At 63.2% G+C, this 21897-nt stretch carries 20 protein-coding genes; 15 read left to right on the top strand and 5 right to left on the bottom strand.

Annotated elements, in window-relative coordinates; genetic code table 11:
* Positions 1-215 precede the first annotated feature (215 nt).
* The 11 genes from M1R55_RS13950 (at position 216) to ftsZ (ending at position 12575) form a co-directional block, all read left to right on the top strand.
* Positions 216-1373: a HAMP domain-containing sensor histidine kinase gene (locus M1R55_RS13950; RefSeq protein ID WP_249392336.1), complete on the top strand. Its 1158-nt coding sequence runs from the start codon at positions 216-218 to the stop codon at positions 1371-1373.
* Complete coding sequence (locus M1R55_RS13945; protein ID WP_026298755.1) at positions 1370-1954, top strand: response regulator; 585 nt, start codon at positions 1370-1372, stop codon at positions 1952-1954. Before M1R55_RS13950 ends, M1R55_RS13945 begins: the two co-directional genes overlap by 4 nt.
* 167 nt (positions 1955-2121) lie before the next feature.
* Positions 2122-2655: a hypothetical protein gene (locus M1R55_RS13940; protein ID WP_249392335.1), complete on the top strand. Its 534-nt coding sequence runs from the start codon at positions 2122-2124 to the stop codon at positions 2653-2655.
* Positions 2656-2806: 151 nt separating this feature from the next.
* Positions 2807-3985, top strand: coding sequence for a pyridoxal phosphate-dependent aminotransferase (locus M1R55_RS13935; RefSeq protein ID WP_249392334.1), 1179 nt, complete (start codon positions 2807-2809; stop codon positions 3983-3985).
* Positions 3986-4065: 80 nt separating this feature from the next.
* Positions 4066-4818 carry an AIM24 family protein gene (locus M1R55_RS13930; RefSeq protein ID WP_249392333.1) on the top strand — a complete coding sequence of 251 codons (753 nt, stop codon included), beginning with the start codon at positions 4066-4068 and terminating at the stop codon, positions 4816-4818.
* Positions 4819-5189: 371 nt separating this feature from the next.
* Complete coding sequence (gene murG / locus M1R55_RS13925; protein ID WP_249392332.1) at positions 5190-6428, top strand: undecaprenyldiphospho-muramoylpentapeptide beta-N-acetylglucosaminyltransferase; 1239 nt, start codon at positions 5190-5192, stop codon at positions 6426-6428.
* Between the two features lie 253 nt (positions 6429-6681).
* Positions 6682-8067, top strand: coding sequence for a UDP-N-acetylmuramate--L-alanine ligase (murC, locus tag M1R55_RS13920; RefSeq protein WP_249394223.1), 1386 nt, complete (start codon positions 6682-6684; stop codon positions 8065-8067).
* Entirely contained in the window at positions 8064-8969 is a 906-nt protein-coding gene (locus tag M1R55_RS13915) for a UDP-N-acetylmuramate dehydrogenase (RefSeq protein WP_249392331.1), read from the top strand. The genes murC and M1R55_RS13915 overlap by 4 nt, the downstream gene beginning before the upstream one ends.
* Positions 8966-9706, top strand: coding sequence for a cell division protein FtsQ/DivIB (locus M1R55_RS13910; protein ID WP_249392330.1), 741 nt, complete (start codon positions 8966-8968; stop codon positions 9704-9706). Before M1R55_RS13915 ends, M1R55_RS13910 begins: the two co-directional genes overlap by 4 nt.
* Positions 9703-11079 carry a cell division protein FtsA gene (gene ftsA / locus M1R55_RS13905; protein WP_249392329.1) on the top strand — a complete coding sequence of 459 codons (1377 nt, stop codon included), beginning with the start codon at positions 9703-9705 and terminating at the stop codon, positions 11077-11079. The genes M1R55_RS13910 and ftsA overlap by 4 nt, the downstream gene beginning before the upstream one ends.
* 422 nt (positions 11080-11501) lie before the next feature.
* Entirely contained in the window at positions 11502-12575 is a 1074-nt protein-coding gene (gene ftsZ / locus M1R55_RS13900) for a cell division protein FtsZ (protein ID WP_064014594.1), read from the top strand.
* A gap of 177 nt (positions 12576-12752) precedes the next feature.
* Here the strand turns inward: ftsZ and pfkA are convergent, their stop codons facing one another.
* The 4 genes from pfkA to M1R55_RS13880 all read right to left on the bottom strand — a co-directional run bounded on the left by pfkA (position 12753) and on the right by M1R55_RS13880 (position 15544).
* Positions 12753-13757: a 6-phosphofructokinase gene (gene pfkA / locus M1R55_RS13895; RefSeq protein ID WP_249392328.1), complete on the bottom strand. Its 1005-nt coding sequence runs from the start codon at positions 13755-13757 to the stop codon at positions 12753-12755.
* A 51-nt stretch (positions 13758-13808) separates the two neighbouring features.
* The gene (gene rsmI / locus M1R55_RS13890; RefSeq protein WP_249392327.1) at positions 13809-14780 is read right to left on the bottom strand and encodes a 16S rRNA (cytidine(1402)-2'-O)-methyltransferase; all 972 of its coding nucleotides are present in this window, start codon (positions 14778-14780) and stop codon (positions 13809-13811) included.
* Positions 14773-15009, bottom strand: coding sequence for a hypothetical protein (locus tag M1R55_RS13885; protein ID WP_249392326.1), 237 nt, complete (start codon positions 15007-15009; stop codon positions 14773-14775). Before M1R55_RS13885 ends, rsmI begins: the two co-directional genes overlap by 8 nt.
* A gap of 106 nt (positions 15010-15115) precedes the next feature.
* Positions 15116-15544, bottom strand: coding sequence for a hypothetical protein (locus M1R55_RS13880; protein WP_249392325.1), 429 nt, complete (start codon positions 15542-15544; stop codon positions 15116-15118).
* A gap of 197 nt (positions 15545-15741) precedes the next feature.
* Here M1R55_RS13880 and M1R55_RS13875 point away from each other — a divergent pair, with 197 nt between their 5' ends.
* The gene (locus M1R55_RS13875; RefSeq protein WP_249392324.1) at positions 15742-16182 is read left to right on the top strand and encodes a 23S rRNA (pseudouridine(1915)-N(3))-methyltransferase RlmH; all 441 of its coding nucleotides are present in this window, start codon (positions 15742-15744) and stop codon (positions 16180-16182) included.
* Between the two features lie 136 nt (positions 16183-16318).
* Here M1R55_RS13875 and M1R55_RS13870 read toward each other — a convergent pair whose 3' ends face one another.
* Positions 16319-19285, bottom strand: a complete 2967-nt coding sequence (locus M1R55_RS13870; protein WP_249392323.1) for an insulinase family protein — start codon at positions 19283-19285, stop codon at positions 16319-16321.
* Between the two features lie 137 nt (positions 19286-19422).
* On the opposite strand from M1R55_RS13870, the gene M1R55_RS13865 reads away from it, so the two are divergent.
* From M1R55_RS13865 to M1R55_RS13855, 3 genes are read left to right on the top strand one after another with little or no spacing between them, the layout of a single operon-like run.
* The gene (locus M1R55_RS13865; RefSeq protein WP_249392322.1) at positions 19423-20472 is read left to right on the top strand and encodes a cell ssuface protein containing Ig-like domain protein; all 1050 of its coding nucleotides are present in this window, start codon (positions 19423-19425) and stop codon (positions 20470-20472) included.
* The gene (locus M1R55_RS13860; RefSeq protein WP_249392321.1) at positions 20469-21356 is read left to right on the top strand and encodes a hypothetical protein; all 888 of its coding nucleotides are present in this window, start codon (positions 20469-20471) and stop codon (positions 21354-21356) included. The genes M1R55_RS13865 and M1R55_RS13860 overlap by 4 nt, the downstream gene beginning before the upstream one ends.
* Entirely contained in the window at positions 21353-21889 is a 537-nt protein-coding gene (locus tag M1R55_RS13855) for a hypothetical protein (RefSeq protein WP_249392320.1), read from the top strand. The genes M1R55_RS13860 and M1R55_RS13855 overlap by 4 nt, the downstream gene beginning before the upstream one ends.
* Positions 21890-21897 lie beyond the last annotated feature (8 nt).

The following is a 21897-nucleotide window of genomic DNA, read 5'->3' as shown; positions in this document are numbered from 1 at the left end:
CGGTAGCGGGTCGAGACTGATCCCTCAGCCTGCTACCAATTGGACTGGAGTCCCTGAAACACGGGGAATCTGGCTGCAAAGAATCCTTCCTGACTTCCATCTGACGCTACACAGCGGCCCACCCATTGGGTGCAGAGGCTGGGGGGATTGACACATAGCCGACCAACAGGTAACCGTGACGGTTCTGTCAGAACATGACAGTTAAGCTGTGATTTATGAGCAGACGTGATGCCAGCATGAGTTCTGCCCCAAAGCGGGCAGCGACTCTGGTGGTATCTCCTGCACAGCCCGGAAAACAGGCCAGGTACCGGGCAACCCTGCGCGCGCAATTTACATTGGTCATTTTCTTGCTGGCTTTCTTGCCCAATCTGGTGCTGACTTTTACGGCGCAGCCCAATGTGCCGACCTTGACGCTGGTGGCATGGATGCTGGTGGTCGGCCTGCTGTGCGCGATTACAGGCTACGTCCTCAGCGGCGCGTTGCTGCGGCCCCTGAACCGCCTGGAGACAGAAGTGCAGCGCGGCGATTTTGCCGAACCACACGCCGACGACCCCGCCGAAATCCGGGCTTTGCGCGGCGCATTTACCACTTTGCTAGACCGCCTCGGCACCGAGCAAGGCCGCCGCAGCGCGTTTATGGCGACACTGGTACACGACCTGAAAACGCCCCTGATCGCCACCGGGCACCTGACACACGCCCTGACCGCCTACCCGCTGCCGGAAGCCGAGCGCCGTGAAGTCGGCGTACAGATCCAGGCCGAGACGACGCGCCTTCTGGCACTGGTGCAGCAGATGGCCGACGCCCACCGTTTCGAGCGCGAAGACGTGAAGTTGCAGGCCGATCAAACCGATCTGCGCGGTGTGCTGGACAATGTGGCCCGCCGAGTGGCCTCCCAAGCAGAAGCACGCAGCCTGACCCTGAGCGTCAGCGGCAGCGGCTCTGCATCCGTAGACGCCCATGTCATAGAACGCGCCGTTTCCAACCTGGCCGAGAACGCTCTGCGCTATGCCCACACCGGCGTGCATCTTTCCGTGACGCCGCAGGGAATTTGCGTAGAGGACGACGGCCCCGGCCTCAGCGGTGATCTGGCCGACCTCGCGCAGCCGTTCAATTCTCAGCCTGCCCTGATCGCGGGGCAGCACTACACCGCCGGAACCGCCGGGCTGGGCCTGTTTATCGTGCGGCGCATTGCCGAGGCGCACGGCGGGCAACTGCTGTACGAGCGCCACCCTCCCAACCGATTAGAGCCGCCTGACCCATTGGCTCCACCTTCAGTACACGATCCAACTCCCAGTGCCACCCATACTGTCCCAGGCGCTTTTTCCCCTTCCTCTTCCCTGTTTACCCTGACCCTTCCGGAGGTCACCCCATGAGACTAGTTATCGCTGACGACCACCCTTTGTTCCGTATGGGCCTCAAGTACGCACTCATTCATCAGGGATTTGATGTGGTGGCCGAGGCCGCCGACGGGTTGGCCGCGCTGGACGCCTGCCGTCTGCACCAGCCCGACGCCGCCCTGCTGGACGTGAAAATGCCCGGCATGACCGGTATCGAGGTGTGCGAGAAACTGCGCCTGAGCAACCCCAACGTGGTCAGCGTCCTGATTACCACCTTCTCCGAACCCGCCATCGTGCAGGCTGCCCGCGCTGCCGGGGCAAGAGGCTACGTGAGCAAAGAAACCGATCCCGAAAGCTTGGCCCGCCAACTGCGCGACATCGTGGCCCACCCCGAAATTGACCGCCTGCCGCATGTAGATGTGCCGCGCCTGACCCCCCGTGAATCCGAAGTACTGCCGCTGCTGGCTCAGGGCTACAGCAACAAGGAAATCGCCAAAAATCTGGGCGTCAGCCCCGACACCGTGAAAGATCACCTGGCCCGCCTGTACGCCAAACTGGACGCCGGAGACCGCACCGAGGCCGTGAGCCGCGCCCGTTCCATCGGCCTGCTGCACTAACTCATCAAATAACACCACAACAAGGGGCGCTTCGGCGTCCTTTTTCGTTGTTAAGTCCCTCGCCGTAACGTTTTAGCTTTACCGAGCGAAGCGAGTATCGAAGCTGGGAGGGCGCAAGCACACGCATTTGTGCTTGCAAACTATTTTCACCCCATCAGAATGCAGGGGTGATAAAGATTGCTGCCCGTGCCCTGCTGCTTGCCGCCGTATCTGGAAGTGCTGTGTTAGGAAGTGCAAACGCGCAGACCGCTTCTCCTTCCAACCTGTTCAGTGCCCCCACCCAGCGCGAGGGCCTGACCGTGTGGGGCAGCCTCACATCCGAAATTTTTATTCTTCCCGGTCTCAGCGCAGGCCTCAGCTTTCCGGTGGGGCAACTGGGCAGGGCCAGTGTATCTGTGCGTGGTATGGCCGACGTGATCTTTTTTCCCCTGCCAGATGTGTCCGTGCCGATTGTGCCATTGGTGGGGGCCGATCTGCTCTTCAGTGGGCCGGTGGGCAACGTCACCGTGTACGGCGGGCCGGGCATTGGCACTGTACTAGGCGACCTGTTCTGGGTCAGCGGCACGGCGGGCATTCGCAACTCGTTCGGAAGCTCGCGCTGGGGCTACTTTGGCGAATTTAAAGGGCGCTATCTGTTCGACACAGCTGGAACTGTCCTGTCCTCGCCCGGCACGCGCCTTGGCCTGACCTACCGGTTTTAGCTGGATGGGGAGTGTGGATTGAGGAGGAGCCAGAACGAGGGAACAGCCGAACCACGATCTACCCTCCCTTTTTCCGTGGCCCACAACCCAACCGCCCCACTCGCATAGATTCCGCCCCACCTCGTTTCAGGCTGCCAGGTACACTCACGCCATGACCACTGCCGCCCCGTTTCGACTCTCAAACCGTGTCCAAAGCCTGAAGCCTTCCTCTACGGTGGCCGTGACCACCCGCGCCCTGGAACTGCGGCGGGCGGGCATAGACGTGATCAGCATGAGTGTGGGCGAGCCGGATTTCGACACGCCCCCACACATCAAGGCGGCGGCTGTTGCAGCTATAGAGTCGGGCAAAACCAAGTACACGGGCGTGAACGGAATCCCCGAGCTGCGCGAGGCCATCAGCGCCAAGTTTGCGCGGGAAAACGGCCTGAGCCATGCACCCGACGCCGTAACGGTGACCAGCGGCGGCAAACAGGCGCTGTTCAACGCCTTTTTTGCCCTGCTCAATCCCGGCGACGAGGTACTGATTCCCGCGCCGTACTGGGTCAGCTACCCGGAAATGGTGGCGTTTACCGGGGCGGTTCCAGTGCCTGTGCCGACCACACCCGAAACGGGGTTTATGCTCGATCCGGCAGAGGTGGAAGCCCGGATCACGCCGCGCTCCCGCATGATTATTCTGAACAGCCCCGGCAACCCGACTGGCGCGGTGTTTTCGCCAGAGGTACTGCGGGCGGTGGCAGCCCTCGCAATGCGCCACGGCCTGATCATCGTGACCGACGAAATGTACGAGCATCTGGTCTACGACGCCGAGCAGATCAGCATCGGCACCTACGCACCCGACCACACCCTGACCATCAACGGGGCCAGCAAAGCCTATGCCATGACCGGCTGGCGAATCGGCTATGCAGGCGGGCCAAAATCGGTGATCGCGGCCATGAATGCCATTCAATCTCAGAGCACCAGCAATGCCAGCAGCATCTCTCAATACGCCGCACTGGCCGCACTGGAGCAGCACGAGGCCACCACCGAATTCATTGATATGGCCCGCGCCGCCTACCGCCAACGCCGCGACGCCATCGTGTCGGGCCTGAACGCGCTGGGATTGCCCACGCCCACGCCGGAAGGAGCTTTTTACGTGATGGCCGATACCACCAAGCTGCACGCGGACGAGCTGGAAGCCGCCCGTCTGATTCTGGATCAGGGCCGCGTCGCTGTGGTTCCCGGCACAGATTTCGGCGCTCCGGGGCAAGTGCGCCTCAGCTACGCCACCAGTTTGGAGCAGATCGGAGAAGTGTTGCGGCGGATTGGCGGGGTGTTGGAAGGGCAACCCTGAGTGCAAGCGGCATTTATTTAGCCTTCATCTTCCTTGCACTCTACGGGAACCCAACTCACACTCTGCCCGTACCCCACAGCATGACCAACATGACCCCCGGTGCCGATGGTAGCTACAACCTCCGTGACTTTCTGGTGCAAACTGCCGAGCGCGACAATCCCGGCGAGGTCTTTGAACTGGAAAGCAGCAAGATGCTGGAAGCCCGCGTGGATGGCCGCATCTGGAGCAAATTGGGCGCGATGATCGCCTATAAGGGTAACCTGAATTTCAAGCGCGAGGGCACGCTGGAAGGCGGCCTGATGAAAGCCCTGAAACGCGCTGTGAGCCAGGAGATGAGTCCACTCGCCAAAATCGAGGGGCGCGGCGTGGTGTATCTGGCCGATCAGGGCAAAGAAGTCAGTATTTTGCGGCTGCAAGGCGACACCCTGAACGTCAGCGGCAACGACCTGTTGGCCTTTGAGGACAGCGTGAAATACGACATCACGATGCACCGCCGGATCGCGGGTATGGCGGCGGGCGGCCTGTTCAGTGTGCGGGTGCAGGGGCATGGGCTGGTGGCGATTCTCAGTCACGGCAAACCGCTGACCCTGCGCGTCACGCCCAACGAACCCCTGTTTACCGACCCCAACGCCACCGTCGCCTGGAGCGGCAACCTGACGCCGCAACTGCGCGTGGATTCCAGCCTGCGCTCTATTTTTGGGCGCGGCGGCGGCGAAACGTATCAGATGGTGTTTCAGGGCGACGGCTTCGTGGTGGTGCAGCCCTACGAGGAATTTGAGCAGGGCCTGGGCGGCGAGAGCAAGGGGGGCGGAATCAGTGATCTGTTTGACTGAGAGCGTGATTATAAAGGGTCGCCGATTTCGGCAAATCTCGTGTAGAACAGCATTCGCTTTGCTCGCTCACCCCCTCTCCAGCCCTTCCCCCTCAAGGGTGAGAGAGCCACAGCCCCATCTTTACGGCGTTTCTAGGCTTTTGAGCAATCCAAATGGAACCTTATAAACACGCTCTGAGAAAAACTGTGAGGGGTGCGGAAGTGAACACAGAGGAAGGAGGCTAAGCCAGTGTTGGCAGACCGCCTTCCTTTTTCATCCAATTTCACATCCTGCACAGCATTCCGGGCACTCTGCGCCTTTCCGACTGACCAATGGCGACTCACCACTGACGCTCTGGCGCTACACTTCCCCCCAATGAGTCAGGTGATCCGGTGAGTTTAATAGTCATGGCAACGGGCGGCACGGGCGGGCACATTTACCCGGCGGTAGCGACGGCGCGGGCGCTGATGGCGCGGGGGCATTCGGCGCTGATTTTGGGACAGCGCGGCGGTATGGAAGAACGCATCGCCGCCGAACAGGGCCTGCCGTTTGAGGGTGTGGACGCCGGAAAACTGGCCCGCAGTGGGCAGGGCCGCCCCGACCCCCGGGAACTGTTGAAGGCTGGACAGGGATTGGCACAGGCGCGGGCGGTCCTGAGACGCCTGAAACCCGGCGTGGTGGTGGGCTACGGCGGATTTGCCAGTTTGCCAGGAGTGTTGGCTGCCCAAAGCTTGGGCCTGCCCACCCTTCTACATGAACAAAATGCACGGCTGGGGCTGACGCAACGGCTGGCGGTCTACCGGGCAAAAGCAGTGGGCACCGCCTATGAACGCGTGATCGGATTGCCGCCCGCCAAAACCACGATGGTCGGCATGCCCACCCGCGAAACCCGCATGAGCCGCGCCGACGCGTTGGCACAGTTGGGCCTGCAAGATGGCCCTCTCACGCTGCTGGTCATGGGCGGCTCTCAGGGGTCTCTGGCCCTCAACAGTGCCGTGCCCGACACCCTGCGGTATGTTCTGGGCGAGGAAGGCCTGCTGGGAGCCGGGGCAGGCGGCGGCGTTTCTCAGATGAGTACGCCCGTGAGTACCGGAGCCAGAGGCGAGATGAAAGCCGGGGCCGGATTGGCACAGATTGATCTGGACTTTACTGGGCCGCACCTTTCCAACCCTGACCACAGCCTCCGCGACAGCCCCGCCGTACAGGTCTTGCATTCTACCGGGCCGCGCTGGTTGGGAGAGGTGGCCCCCCGCGTGCAGGATCTGGGCTGGTATCACCCCACCGGATTTGTGGACGCGGTGGCGGCGTGGTCGGCGGCGGATGTGGCGATCACGCGGGCAGGCACGGGCACGCTGGCCGAGGCTGCCTTTCACGGCGTGCCCGTCATCATGATTCCCCTGCCCGAATCGGCAGAAAATCACCAGTACCACAACGCGGCGGCGGTACAGGCGGCGGGAGCGGGCCGCATGGTGGAGCAGCACCGAGTGGGCGAGGCACTGGGGGAAGCGGTGTTAGAGTGTGCGGCGTCGGGCACGCGAACCGCCATGCAAGCGGCGGCCCTGGCGCGCTCTCCTGTAGGAGCCGCAGACCGCTTCGCAGACCTGATAGAGCGGCACCTGAATCGCCTCTGACTCACCGCCGTTTGATCTCACATCAGCCTGGTTTCACAGCTACTTGATTTCACAGCCGTTTGACTGCGCCGCACCTGACCCCCCAAACCCATGACCAACACTGCCCATGACTGACCCTGCCCCCGCCCCCGCCCCGTCCACGCCTACATCGCCTGCTGGACGCTCCGAATCCGCCTCTCTGGCCCGCTCTGAGTTGCCCCAATCTGAGTTGACCCCTTCTGACTCCGTTACCCAACCGCGCCACTATCACCTGATGGGCATAGGCGGCATTGGCATGAGTGCCTTTGCCCGCTTGCTGGCAGCGCGTGGCCTGAGGGTCAGCGGCTGCGACGCCCAGATTTCCGAACTGACTGCCCAACTTATCAAAGAAGGGATTCCGGTGGCCCAGCACCACGACGCCGCGCACATTACGGCGCAGCCCTATGGCCGGGTAGACGTACTGGTGGCCTCTGAAGCCGTGCCCAAAGACCATCCGGAAGTGCTGGCGGCACACACAGCGGGCGTGCAGGTGCAGCCCCGGATGTCGTTGCTGAACGAACTGTTGTCGGCTGGCCCCAGCATCGGCGTGATCGGCACACACGGCAAAACCACCACCACGTCCATGATCGCCATCGCCATGCAGGGCGCAGGCCTTGACCCGGCGGCGTTCGTGGGCGGCATCGTACCCGAATTTGGCAGCAATGCGCGCGTGGGGGCTGGCCCCTTTGTGGCCGAGGTGGACGAATCTGACCGGGCCTTTGCGCTGCTGGGCTGCGAAACCGCCGTGTTTACCAACGCCGAGGATGACCATGTGGGCGGCAACATTGCAACTTACTGGGACACGGTAGAGGAACAGCACGCCGGATTTGCCCGCTTCGTGTCTCAGTCGCGGCGGGTGCTGGCCTGCGCCGATTGGCCGGGGCTGGATGAACTGACGGGCGGCGCACCCGAACGGCTGACCTATGGACAGGCACAGGGGGCCGATTACCGCGCCGTAAATGTGCGGCCTGATCCGGACGGCACGGCATTCACGGTGACCTGGCAGGGTCAGGGGTTGGGCGAGGCGCGGGTGGGCCTGCCCGGAACCCACAACGTGCTGAACGCACTGGCAGCGTTGGCCGTTACGCACCTGTATGGCGGAGATTTTGCCGCCGCAGCCGCAGCTTTGGCCGCTTTCCGGGGGCCGGGACGCCGCTGGCAGCACATCGGTACGGCGCGGGGCGAGGCGGGTGGGGCGCTGGTCGTCGACGATTACGCCCACAACGCCACCAAAGTCGCCGCCGCCGTACAGGCAGCCCGCCAGACCGGGCGGCGCGTGCGGGTGGTCTTTCAACCTCACCGCTACCTGCGCACCCAGCAGTCCTGGCCCCGCCTCGCCGACGCGCTCATGGACGCCGACGAGGTGCTGATGCTGGACATCGCTGCCGCTTCCGAAGACCCGATTCCGGGCATTCACGCCACGCTTATTTCGGGCCGAATGACGGACAATGGACACGGCGGCGTGACCTACAGACCGGATCGTGCAGAAGTCGTGCGATACCTGCGCGAGTCGGCCCAGCCCGCCGATATCATCGTGACGATGGGCGCGGGCGACGTGTGGAAGCTGGCCCGTGAAGTGGTGGCGCTTGAAGGGGTGGCTCCGGCTGAGGTGAACGTGTGAGCGTTTCCGACACCGTTGCAGTCAGTCACACCGGAGCGCGGGTGGAACGCCTGCCGCTGGCCCGATACACCACCTTGGGCGTGGGCGGCGAGGCCGAAGTCTGGTTCGTGTCCACGCACGAGCAACTGGCCGAGGCCATGAGCCAGCCTTACCGGATTCTGGGCGGCGGCAGCAATCTGGTCATTGCCGACGAGGGCCTGCGCGAGCGCGTGATTCGCCTGAGTGGGCCGCTGGGCGAAGCCGACTTGGAGCCTGATCCGGGCCTCAGCACGCCCGACCAGATCGTGACTGGCTGGGTGGGCGGCGGCGTACCCCTGCCGGGGCTGATTCGCAAGCTGCAAAAGCTGGGCTGGTCTAACTTGGAGGGCACGGTGGGCATTCCGGCGCAGGTGGGCGGCGCGGTATGGATGAACGCGGGCACGCGCTACGGCGAGATGTTCGACGGCCTGCACACGCTGGAAATCGTGACGCCGGAAGGCACGCGGCAGGTCACGCCGGACGATCTGAAGTGGGGCTACCGAGACAGCGGCATTCCGCGCAACCATATCGTGTCGCGGGTGCGCTTAAAATTGCGGCCCAGTACGCCGGACGCCGTGTTGGACGCCATGAAATTTGCCGACAATGCCCGCAAGGGTCAGCCCAAGATGAAAACTCCTGGCTGCGCCTTCAAAAATCCGGGCGGCGTGAGTGCCGGAAAGCTGATCGACGAGGCGGGCCTCAAGGGACTGCGGGCCGGAAACGCCATGATCGCTCCCGAACACGCCAACTTCATCGTGAATCTGGGCGGAGCCACGAGTGCCGATGTGCATACCCTGCTGGACGCCATTCGCAGCCGCGTACCTGTGCCGATGGAACTGGAATATGAACTCTGGCCGGAACCAGTTTGGCCGGAGCAGGCATGAGCGCCCGCAAGGTGGGCGAGGGCAACCGCCGGATTACGCCGGAGCCTGCTGAACCTGTGATCATGCCTGTTGATGCAGTGGAGTCAGAGCCGGAAGCCGTGCCTCTTCCCCCTGCCCCCAAGTCCCGCCGCACCCGCCTCTGGACAGCGTTGGGCCTGACATTGGCCGCCGCAGCTTTGGCAGGTGCTTGGTTCGCCTTGCCGATTCGCACGGTCACAGTCGCAGGCAACAGCCAACTGTCAGAGGCGCGGGTGCAGGAGCTTGCGGGCCTGACGCCGCAGTTCGGCTGGCTGTACTACGGCGCTTGGCGGGCGCGGGCGCTGGCCAGCCATCCCTGGATGTTGTCGGCCAAAATTGTCAAAACGTTTCCCGATGGCATCAGCGTGAGCGTGGTCGAACGCAAGCCCTACGCCCGCTGGAAGCGCCTGGACGGGAGCATTGTGACTCTGGCCGCCGACGGCACGGTGCTGCCCGGCGCGGCCCTCAACAGCACATTACCGCTCCTCGGTGGCTGGGGGCCAGACCGTTTGGCCGACGCCCTCTACGTCACGCAGCTCCTATCGCGCTACACTGTGCAATCGGTTGCCTATACGCCGTCTGGGGTCACGGTCAATACGGGACTCGGCGCGGTGTGGAGCGGTGATCTGAAATCCCTCGTAAAGTATGCTGGGAGCATCAGCATGTACCCAAACAAAAAAATTAACATCTACCCGTGGGGGGTGAGCGTCCAAGAATGAAGGAAAATTCAATCATTGTGGGCCTCGATATCGGCACCACGAAAATCACCACCGTCATCGGGGAGATCGCGCCAAACGGCACCCTCGACATCATCGGGCAGGGCAGCGTGCCCAGCGAGGGCATGAAACGCGGCAGCGTGGTGAACTTGGAACGCGCCACCCACGCCATCCGGCAATCGGTGGCCGCCGCCGAGCGTGTCAGCGGCGTGAAAGTGGGCAGCGTGTTCGTCAGTGTGGCGGGCAACCACGCCAAAGCCATTACCAGTCACGGGCTGGCCGCCATTCGCCGCAATCAGGAAATCGCCCAGCCTGACGTAGACCGCGCCATAGAAAACGCCCGCGCCGTACCGCTCGATCCCAATCTTGAAATCATCCATACGCTGCCGCAGGAATACGTGGTAGACGGACAGGAAGGCATCAAGAGTCCGGTGGGCATGCACGGCGTGAGGCTGGAAGTGGACGTACATATCGTGGCCGGAACCGCCGGGCCGCTGCTGAATCTGCGCCGCTGCGTGCAGGAAGCAGGCCTGAAGGTAGACGGCTTCGTGCTGCACGCGCTGGCCTCCGGACTGGCGACGTTGGAAGCCCTGGAACATACCCAGACGGTCATCGTGATCGATATGGGCGGCGGCACCACCGATGTGGGTGTGTTCAAGCGTGGCAACCTCGCCCACAGCGCCAGCATTCCGATTGGCGGTGAACATGTCACGGCAGACCTGGCGCAAATTCTCAAGATTCCGATTGAAGAAGCCGAGAACGTGAAGCGCAAGTACGGCGCGGCCCTGCCCGAATTGGCCGACCAGGATCTGACACTGGAAATTACCACCGCGTCGGGCAGCACGCACGCCATCAGCGCTTTCGAACTCTCGCGCATCATTAAGCCGCGTATCGCCGAGATTTACGGCATGATCCGCGACGAGATTGATCAGGCGTTGGGTCCAGTGGAACTTGTGGCCCAGACGGTGGTCATCACGGGCGGCGCGTCGCAGCTCCGGGGCAGTGCAGAACTGGCCCGTGACCGCTTCCGCTTGCCTGTGCGGGTGGGCCGTCCACGCGGCATCGGCGGCCTCAGCGATATCGTCAGTAGCCCTGCCCACGCTGCCAGCGTCGGTCTGGTGCTTTACGGCATCGGGCAGGACGGCAAGGTGCCGGACATGATCTTCGAGGGCATGGAAACCGTGCAAAACGGCACGCCAGCGCCCATCAGTGCGGGCACCAGCCCCGGCAACGGCGCTCCGGCTGTTACGCCCGCTACACCATCCGCCCCGTCAGGCGAACTTGTGCCATTGAAGCTCGACCCCAACGCTACGCTTAAAAAAGACAAACCAAGCTTTGGCGAGCGCATCAAAAATATCTTCAAAGATTGGGTCTGAATTCATAGGACGAACTGGCAACTCTGCCCACGCTTCTTGCCTATAGATTGAACCCCACTTTGATCGGTGGGGTGTTTTCTATAGGCCACAGGGCTGAATGCTAGGGCCATTAACTCTTAGCATTGACTCATACGGCACATAAATCTATGGGGCCTGAGAGCAACAAGCAGCAATTACATGGATGATCTTGCGTTGACCATCATCAGCAGGCGAGTCTGGTTTAGACGGCTGCAGCGTTATTTAAGCCATAAGCGGTGACCATCTGACTTCCTTCTCTACAGGGTTTCATACCCACGTTGACCCATGCAACCACCAAGCTCAAGGCCAACGCCCACAGAGAGGGATCGTGGGTTAAACTACGCCGAAGAGCGAACAGCTACGGGACAGTCCTAAGCGGCCGTGCCGGAACGTAAGGAGACAGAATGCAAGCGGCCAAAATTCGTGTAATCGGCTTGGGCGGAGCGGGCAACAATGCCGTTAACCGCATGATTGAATCAGGACTCGAAGGCGTAGAGTTTATCGCTGGGAACACCGACGCGCAGGTGTTGGCCAAAAGCCACGCCGAAGTACGGATTCAGCTGGGAGACCGCCTGACACGCGGCCTGGGCGCAGGTGCAGACCCGGAAGTGGGCGAAAAAGCGGCCCTCGAAGACCGGGAACGCATCAAGGAATACCTTGACGGCACCGATATGCTGTTTATTACAGCGGGCATGGGCGGCGGCACGGGCACGGGTAGCGCCCCTGTAGTGGCCGAAATTGCCCGCGAGATGGGCGTCCTGACGGTGGCCATCGTCACCCGCCCCTTTAAATTTGAAGGGCCGAAGCGTCTGCGGGTGGCCGAGGAAGGCATCGGCAAACTGGCTGACCGCGTAGACGGCATGATTGTGGTGAACAACGAGAAATTGCTGACTGCCGTAGACAAGAAGGTCAGCTTCCGTGAGGCGTTCCTCATTGCTGACCGCGTCCTGTACTACGGCGTGAAGGGCATCAGCGACGTGATCAATGTAGAAGGCATGATCAACCTCGACTTCGCTGATGTACGCAACCTGCTCGCCAATTCGGGCACGGTTCTGATGGGCATCGGCGCGGGCCGGGGCGAAAAAGTGGCCGAAGAAGCCGCCATGAGCGCTATTCACAGCCCGCTGCTCGAACGTGGTATCGAGGGCGCACGCCGGATTCTGGTCAACGTGACTGGCTCGTTTGACCTGTCCATGACCGACGCCAACGAAATCGTGGAGAAAATTCGCGAGGCCACCGGCTTCGAAGATCCCGACATTCTGTTCGGCATTACGCCCGACGAAGCTGCGGGCGACGAAGTGCGCGTGACCGTGATCGCCACTGGCTTCAACGACACGCCCATCAGCATTGCCGGGGGCACGAGTGGCCGCAGCTCTATCGAAACCATCGTGAAGCCTGTACGCGGCACAGCCACGAGCAGCTACGATCCCAAGGATTACGACATCCCCGCGTTTTTGCGGAATGTAGAACGGGAATAAGCAGAGGTTGTTGAGGGCCGCGTGCTGGGTGGGCGCGGCCTTGTCTGCTAGCTAGAGAACGGTCTAAGGGTCTAGCGTCAAAGAGTCTGAGGAAGGGCATTCGCTGACGTTCAGCACCGCATCCAACATAGGAAGCCAGCTGCCCCAGATCAACTGGGGCGGCTGGCTTTTTCCCTTCTACACGCTCAGGGTCTTGGCGCAGCGGTACAGGTCGCGGTTCACGTCTTTGCGCTTTTCCCAAGTTTCATGCAGGGGAATGTGGCTGATGCCTCCGCCTTGCCTGCCGACCATCACGTCACTCTTGCCGTCCATGAGGGCGTAGACGGCAGCTTCACCCAATCGACTGGCGAGAACACGATCACTGGACACGGGCGTGCCGCCGCGCTGGATGTGGCCCAGAATGCTGACGCGGGTTTCCTGGCCTGTGCCCTCGTGAATAGCCTTGCTGACACCTTCTGCACCGCCCGGATAGCCCTCGGCCACAATAATGATCGAACTGGCTTTGCCTTTGGCGAGGCTCTGCTTCACGATCTCGACGACACCGTCTACGGGCTTGGCGTCTTCGGGAATAAAGACTTCCTCGGCCCCGCCCGCCACCGCAACTTCTAGAGCGATGTGTCCGGCGTGACGGCCCATGACCTCGATCACGAAGATTCGCTCGTGGCTGGCCCCGGTGTCGCGCAGTTTGTCTACGGCGTCCAGGGCCGTCTCGACTGCCGTAAAGTAGCCGATGGTGTGGTCTGTGCCGTACAGATCGTTGTCGATGGTGCCGGGCACGCCGATGACGGGGAAGCCGTGTTCCTGCTGCAAATAGTGTGCGCCGTGAAAGCTGCCGTCGCCGCCGATCACGATCAGGCCGTCAACTTGCCAGTCGCGCAAGTTCTGTGCGCCTTTGGCCCGGCCTTCCGGACTGCGCCAAGTATGAGAACGGGCCGTAAGCAAAATGGTGCCGCCGCGCTGGATGGTGTTGGCCACGTCACGCGGGCCGATCAGGGCCATGTCGCCCTCGTGGAGGCCCTGAAAGCCCCGGCGCACGCCCACGACTTCTATGCCGTTGTGGGTGGCTGTTCTCACGACGGCGCGGATGGCCGCGTTCATGCCGGGGGCGTCGCCGCCGCTGGTCAGCACGGCCACACGTTTCAGGCCGTTGGGATTGGGATGGTAGGTCTGTGGTTCAATCATGGTGGGCCTCATGGGTGGGATGGATGACAGGAAAGGGGTGGGAAGAGGCGCTCAGGGCTGCTGAGCTTGGGTGACCTGTAAGGCCAACGCGTAAGCGTCATTCTTACGCAAACCCTGCCGCATGAGCGCGTCACGTATATCCCTGACCCCTTGCCCCGCTGCCGCCCACGCTCTGGCCTGCTCTGCCGGATCGGTCACGGGCTGCGCTGGGTCGGCCTCGCCCTCTGGTCGGCCCGCCACCACCAATACGATTTCGCCGCGTGTGCCTGCCTCAAAATGATCGGCCAATTCTGCCAGGCTGCCGCGCCGGGTCTCCTCGAACCGCTTGGACAGTTCTCGCGTAACGCTGGAGCGCCGCAGTGGGCCGCAACTGGCCGTCAGATCGGTCAGGGTGGCGTGCAGGCGGTGAGGACTTTCGTAGATGATGCTGGTTTCGACCCGCGATGCCACCGCGCTCAGGCGGGCTTTGCGGTCTTTGCCCGAACGCGGGAGGAAGCCCTCGAAGGTAAACCGGGCATTGTCCAGGCCCGACAGCACCAGCGCGGGCACGAAAGCGGTGGCTCCGGGCAGCACTTCTATGGGCACATCGGCGGCAATGGCGGCCTGCACGAGTTCCGCGCCGGGGTCACTGATTCCGGGCGTGCCTGCATCGCTGACATACGCCAGGCGGGCGTAGCGTTCCAGCACTTGCGGGGCGCGGCGCATGGTATGGGCGTCCAGGCGTACCAGCGGCTTGCGGATGCCCAGATGTGACAACAGCGCCCCAGTGCGTCGGGTGTCTTCGCAGGCCACAGCGTCGGCGGCCCGCAGGACTTCTATGGCCCGCAGGGTCAGATCGCCCAGGTTGCCTACAGGCGTGGGCACCAACCACACCCGAGCCCCGTCTGGAATAGGACTGAGCGGGGGCAGGTCGGCGGAGGCGTCATTTGCTGCCTCTGACCACTCTTCGTCCAGCACCAGTTCGTCAAGGCTGTCAGCTTCAACACGGTCAGCCTCAAGCCTGTCTTCCCGTGTGCTACTCATCAGTCGGAAGACGGCCTGCCGTGCCTTCTAACTGCAATTGGGACATGGCCATGCCCGGCGTCGGCTTGACCCGCACCCGCACCTTGCGTGGGCGTTTCAGGGCGCTGGTTATTCGGGCCCGGAGCAGTTCGGTTTCGCCCACCGTGACCGTAACCACTGTGCCTTCGGGCAGGCGTGCGCCGATCAGAACCACCACTCCGTCTTCCACGATGCCCTTATAAGCCCTCATAGGTGCGCTCCTTGCCTGACGTATTGCTGGGGATACTGCTCCTTAACACTGGCAACCTTCATACCTCTCAGGATACGCATCATCACGGCTTTCGTTCCGTGCAGCCTCACGCTTCACGTCCCTGTGCGCGGCGTTGGCGGCGTTCGGCGTTAGACAGGGCTTCGCGCAGGGCCACGATTTCGCTTTCCCGTGCGCCCCCCAGACGGGCAAAGCGGTCTATGACCTCGGCAGCCTCGCGGCGGCGGTCTAGGCGAAGCAGGATCAGGCCCAGATGTTCGCCGCCCACAAAATAGGCGCGGGGGCTGGACGGATCGGCGGCCACCTGCGCCCGCGCCGCCGCCAACCGCTGCACCGTGACCCGGTGGCGCGTGACCTGCCAGCGCACCACGTAGGCTGCCAGCGCAAAGGTCAGGACTGCGCCCAGCATAGACGCGCCCAGCACTTCCGGTACGCCCAGCTGAGCGCCCAGCCGCACCGTCAGCGGAAAGCTGAACGACAGCACCACCAGCACCGCCAGAGTCGCCGCGTAGTTCAAGTGCGCCCCCCGAGCGGGAGCAAAAGCAAACCGGACATACCTGCCAGTTTAACGGGCGAGGCGTGCGGGCGCTGTGTGTCTGTGTACTGCGGGTCAAGCATGGGTCACAAAACCAAACGTCTGCCGACCGGAACCAGTCCTCTGGGAGAAGACAGGCCCGCGCTTTCTGGCCGCACCTCTTCTGCCAGACTGCCCCCATGAGATTGCACCTGATTACCGTGGGCGAACCCAAACTGGCATATGCCCGCGCAGGCTGGGACGAGTACGAAAAACGCCTGCGCCGCTATCACAAATTGACCGTGACGCGGGTGACAGGCAAAACGCAGGCGCTGGAAAGTGAGGCCATTCTCCGCGCCGCCGGGAAAACCCCGCTGATCCTGCTCGACCCACGCGGCCAGCAGTTCACATCGGAAGGGTTGGCGGCGTACTTGGACGGACAGGGCTTGGGCGGCACGGGCGAACTGGCATTTGCTATCGGCGGCCCGGAAGGACACACCGACGGGTTGCGGGCTGGAGCTTACGCCCTGTGGAGCCTCGGCACGCTGACCCTGCCTCATGATCTGGCGATGGTGGTGCTGGCCGAGGCGCTGTACCGGGCGGCGACGATCAGTGCGGGGGAGCCGTATCACCGGGGGTAAGGCGAACGTGGAGTGTGGATCGTAGAACGTAGAAAAAGCGCGGTGGCAGAGGCTTTCCCGCTCGCCTCTCCCACCGCAGCCCTGCTTAATCAAGCTCCATTTTGCCCCTGCTACGATCTACACTCCACGTTCCTGCTCAAACTCCCTGCACCTCAAATTTCAGCCTCATCTCCTCCATTTCCGCATTCGGATCGCGTCCGGCCACCAGCGCGTAGGCGGCCCGCTCCGGCGTCAGGTAGGTGTCCATGACGCGGCGGAGGTCGTCCAGTTGTACGGCCAGCAGACGGGCTTTGAAGGCCTCCTGCACTTCGGGCGTGAACCCGGCCTGATCGCCGTAGAAGCGCAGGCGGCCCACTGTGTCAGGGCTGGTCAGGGGGTCTAAGATTTTGCTGGCGGTCAGGATGGCCTCAGTCAGTTCGCGCTCGCCCAGTGGCGTGTCGAGGAAGGCGCGGGCGTCGCGGAACACCTGATAGGTGCGGGCAATGTGCGGGTCGCGGTAACTGGTCATAGAAAACACGCCGCCCCGCGTGTCGAAGCCTGCGCCGCCGCCGTATGCGCCGCCCTTCTCGCGGATTTCCTTGAGCATGTACTCGCTCCTGAGCAGGCGCGACAGCACCAGCAACGCGGGACTGTCGGGGTGCGTGTAGGGCACGGTGGGATAAGCGATGGCATTGAAGGCCACCGGAGAATCGGTGGTGCGGGCCTGCGGGCCAGTGTCCAGCACACTCAGCGCGGGGCGTCCGGTGGGGGCGTCTCCGGTAAACAGCGTGGTGATGGATTGCACGTCCAGGCCGATGTCGTCGGGCGTGGCGGTGAGGCAGAGCAGCGGTTGCCCCTGCGTGATCAGGTCGCGGAGTTGGGCGAATTGGCTCAGGAGGGAGTCAATGCGGGCATCAAGACCCTCTGCACCCGACTCGCCCTCTGGCCCTTCTACAATCGCTTTAAGAGTCGCCAATGAGGTCAGCCCGCCAAAGCGTTCTTCCAGCACGGCGGCGGCGCTGACCTGTGCCGAGGCCAGGCGATCCGCGTAGGCACTGCCCGAACCCACCACACTGGCTTTCATGCCCGACAGACGCTGTTCCAGCAGTTGGCGGGTGCGTTCGCGGGTAAATTCTGGGGCAGAGATCAGGTCGTGCAGCACGGCCACCAGTGCGCCGCCGTTGCGGGCCAACGCTTTTCCACTAAACGTGACAGCCAGGCGCACGGCACTCAGGTCGTCGGGGGCAGTGCCGACGCCTGCGCTGGCGCTCACGCCGCCCGTCACGGCCTCTATGCGCCTCGACAACTCGGCGTAATCCTGCCCAGCCGCGCCGCTGCGGGTGACCGCATAGGTGTAGAGCGGCAGCACGTCCAGCAACTCGGCGGGCACGTCAGGCAGGCGGATTTGCACATCCAGATAACTCAGGCCGCCGGTGGGCTGAGGCACGCGGCCCACCAGGGCACGGCCTTCCTGCGTGGTGCTGTAATCGGGGCGCTGCACATCGGGCGTCACGTCGCTAAGCGCCAGCGTGGGCAGCACATTCGGGTCGGATTCCTGCGCCTGAAGTGACTGGAGTTGCAGGCTCTCACGCACGATCCGGGCGCGGTCTTCATCGGTGAAATCTTTGCTGAGGCGCTCCACCAGTTCACGTTCGGCCTGCTCGGCCTGCGACGCCAGCAGCGGATCGGGCGTGACCACCATCGTGACGCGGTGGGGCAGCGCCAACAGGTCTTCCAGCATGGTTTCGAAGACGCGTTTGCCACTGTCCAGATCGGCCCGCAGGCTGTTCAGTTCGGCATCCAACCGCAGACCCGTTACGGGATCGCCGCCGTACAGCCAAGGCCCCATCAGCCGGAACATCACTTGCAGGCCATACGGATAGCCGCTGTTGCTGACTTCCTTTTGCCCGATCTCGAACTGGTGCAGGCTGCTGGCGATCAGGTCGGCGGGGATACCGTCACGGGCGATGCCCGCCAGTGTGTCCAGCACCAGCTTTTCGACTTCGGCGGCTTTGCCCGCACTGAGTCCTTTGAGGCCCACTGCGAACGCGCCCTCACGGAAGGAATCTCGGTAGCCCGTCAGGTCGGCCAGCGCCGAGCCGATGCCAGATTCGATGAGCGGGCGGGTCAGCAGCGCGGCGGAGTTGCCCAGCAGCACGTCGCTGAGGACGCTCCAACGCAGGTTGAGGTCGGAGTTGCTGGAGCGGCCCAGCTTCCAGGCCAGCAGCACCTGGCCGCCGCGTTCCACATCCGAACCCGGATAGGTCACGTCCACGCGGCGCGGTTCGGGAAAGTCGGGCTGATCGGGCACGCTCACATCCAGCGATTGCGGCGCAAAACGGGCCATGACGTGCGACTCGATTTCGTCCAGCACGCGGGCCAAGTCCTGATTGCCGTAGGTGAAGAAAAAGGCGTTGCTGGGGTGGTAATGCGCCGCGTGGAAGGAGCGCAGGCCCTCATAGGTGAGGTTGGGGATGTCGTTTGGCTCGCCCCCACTGTTGACGGCGTAGGTCAGGTCGGGATACAGCGCCTTGCCCAGCGAGCGCCACATCACCGAACCCGCGCCCGCCATCGCGCCCTTCATTTCGTTGTACACCACGCCCTGCAACTTCAGCGTGCTGGTCGGGTCATCCAGCTTCTCGAACTCGAAGCGGTGGCCGTCTTGCCGGAAGGATTCGTAGCGCAGCAGGGGGAAAAAGGTGGCGTCCAGATAGACCGACAGCAGGTTGAAGTAGTCCTGCACATTGCGCGTGGAAAACGGGTAGGTTGTCCAGTCGTTGGCAGTCATGGCGTTCATGAAGGTGTTCAAGCTGCGGGGGGCCATCGCAAAAAAGGGATCGGGCACCGGGTATTTCTGGCTGCCCATGAGGGCCACGTGTTCCAGAATGTGCGCCACACCCGTGCTGTCTTTGGGCACGGTGGGAAAGGTGACGCCAAAGGCCAGGTTGTCGTCCTCGCGGATCACGTGGGCGTGCCGTGCGCCGAGTTCGTGGCGCAGCAGCAGCAGCGTGCCCTGCATTTCCGGTAACTGTTCGGCGCGCTCTACGGTGTAGCGGCCCAACTGCGTGCCCACACTGGGAATATCCACACTGGGGGCCGCTGCCTTGGTTCTCTGCATGGTCATGGGCCAAAGTCTAGCGCCGGGAACCCGGCCGGAAGGTGGGGCTGACCCCCGGAGACTCAGGCTCTCCCTCATCTGCCTCAGCCCTGTGCTTACGTTCTCCCCATCTGTCTGCCCGCTCAGCCCGGTACACTGCCCCCATGCAAGCTCCGATTCACCCGCTGCGGCGTGCACCTGCCCCGCGCCTCTGGCCGCTCCTGACGGTGGCGCTCTTGGGCCTGGGTGCCCTGAGCGCCTGCGGCAGCAGCACAGGTACAGGCAGCACCGCCACCACTGGGGCCGATCCCTTGACCTTTACTCTCACGTCCCTGCCTGTGGGTTACGTGGCCGAATCCTACGAAGCGCCGTTGGTGGTCACGGGCGGCACTGGGCCATACGGTTTCCGGGTGGCGGCGGGCACTTTGCCACCGGGTATCAGCCTGAGTGGGCAGCGTCTGGTCGGCAAACCCACCAAAATCGGGGCCTACAAATTTACGCTGGAAACCAACGATGCGGGCCTGAGAAGCAAGGTGCAGGAATACACGCTGAACGTGAACGACCTGCCGCCGCTGGCGCTGACGCCCACGCTACCTACTGGAGAAATCCGGGGCGAAACGCGGGTTCCTGTAACAATCGCCGGGCCGCGTGCAGTGCGTGCCGCCCGCCTGATGTGGACTCTGCCCAAAGGCGTGACCGTGACCCGTGTGCAGCCCGGCGAAAATGGCGGCGTCCTGTTCTGGCGGCAAGAGGGGCAAACTCTCAGCGTCAGCGTGGGCTTCAAGGCCGTTCCGAGGGCGGGCGCACGAGTGATGCTGGTGAGCATCCGGCCCAGCGGCCCCGTGACCCTGAGTGCGACTGGGTTGGCCTTCGAGGCCCGCGACGGCACTGGCAAACTGCTGGCGCAACAGGGAATGCCCACTGTTCCGGGATCGAATGTACCAGCGGCTCCGGCAACGACAGGTTCGGGGACGACTCCGGCAGCAGCGGCGGCCAACTCCGGCACGACTCCGGCCAGCACCAGCACCACTGCGCCAGCCTCTCCGGCCACGACACCACCAGCCACGACCACGCCCCCAGTCACAACCGACCCGGTGACAACTCCGCCCGCCTTGAATCCGCCTGCTCCCACCCCGCCCGACAGTGATACACCTGTGCCCATAGACCCCCCCGGCCCCGGCACACAGCTTCCCCCTACAGGCGGCAGCGCATGAAGCGGGCACGATTTTCTATAGTTCTGACGGCGGCGCTCCTGAGCCTGAACCCCGTGCAGGCGAGCACATTCACGGCGCTGACGCTGACGCAGCAGGCCAAAAAAGCGCAGGTGATCGTACGGGTAACGGTGGGTGCGCCCACCACCACGCAAACTGGTTCGGGGCCAACAGCGGTGTCGTGGGTCAATTACCCGCTGACCGTGACCGAAACCATTGCCGGAGACGTAGCCAGCCTGCCCGTGCGTGAAGGCAAACCCACGCTGATGTTTCTGGCGGGCCTTCAGAACGTGCCCACGCTGAACTCTGGGCAGGACGTGTTTTTGCTGCTGTATACCGGCACGCAGGACAGCCCGCTCGTGGGCTTCAATCAGGGCGCATACCCGGTGGTGAATGGCCGCGTGACCCGCTGGAACGAGGCGGCAGCCTTTGGGACAGAAGCGCCCACACCTACTGTGACGCCCATTCCAGCGACCAGCCCCACAACCAAGACGACAACAAACACAGGAACCAGCGCAGCGACACCCAGCACTCCAGCAGGCACGGCGGCTCCTGCGACCACTCCCCCGGTAGACGGCGCGACGGCAGCGGTCAGCAACCCGGTGACGCCCAGCCCAACGCCAACCACAGGGACTGCAACTGCGCCAGCGACGACAGCAACGGGAACGACGACTCCGCCAGCGGCAGCGGCAACCCCAGTCAACCCAGCTCCAGCTTCTTCCACAGCTTCCTCGGCGACAGCAACTCCCGTCACCCTGGCCATACCACCCACTCCCTCAACCCCGGCAGCAACCGTCACGCCAACCCCCGCCGCCAACCCAAACGCCTTCGAGCGTGATCCAGCTAAGTTCCGAGATCAACTCCGGGCTGCAAGGAATACCCCATGAGCCGTACCAAACAACGCCTCTTGCTGCTCAGCGCCCTGATGTTGGCAGCTTCGGCCAGCGCCGCTACCGTCAAGCTTCGCCCGCAAGGAGCCGAATTGACGCGTCTGGTCGAGCAGGCCCTCAGCGCCATCAGCACCAAAGAACTGCCCGTGACACTGGACAGCAGCAGCGGCCCGGTTCTGAGCATCGGCAGCAGCAACGGCGTGGCCTTCAACCCGGATGTGTCGGCCCGCGTCGTGGGCACCGGAGCCGATCAGCGCATCGAATTTAACCCGAATGGCCCGCAACCCCTCACCGAGGCTCTCCGCGCCGAACTTTCCCGCTTTATCGGCCTGCAAGCATGGACGCCCGAAGCCGCCAAACTGCGTCTCAGTGGGGCCGACCTGAACGGTGACGGCGCAATCGACCTGACCGATTTTGCGCTGATCATGAACAATTTCGGCAAAACGGGCAGCTTGCCCGGCGACCTGAACGGAGATAGCCGCGTGGATGATTTGGATTTGCGGTTGTTTGGGGCACAGTACAAGCCGTAAAAGTGAGT

Origin of the sequence: Deinococcus sp. QL22, from assembly GCF_023370075.1 — a bacterium.
Taxonomy (GTDB): Bacteria; Deinococcota; Deinococci; order Deinococcales; family Deinococcaceae; genus Deinococcus.
This window is presented reverse-complemented; position numbering and strand designations above follow the sequence as displayed.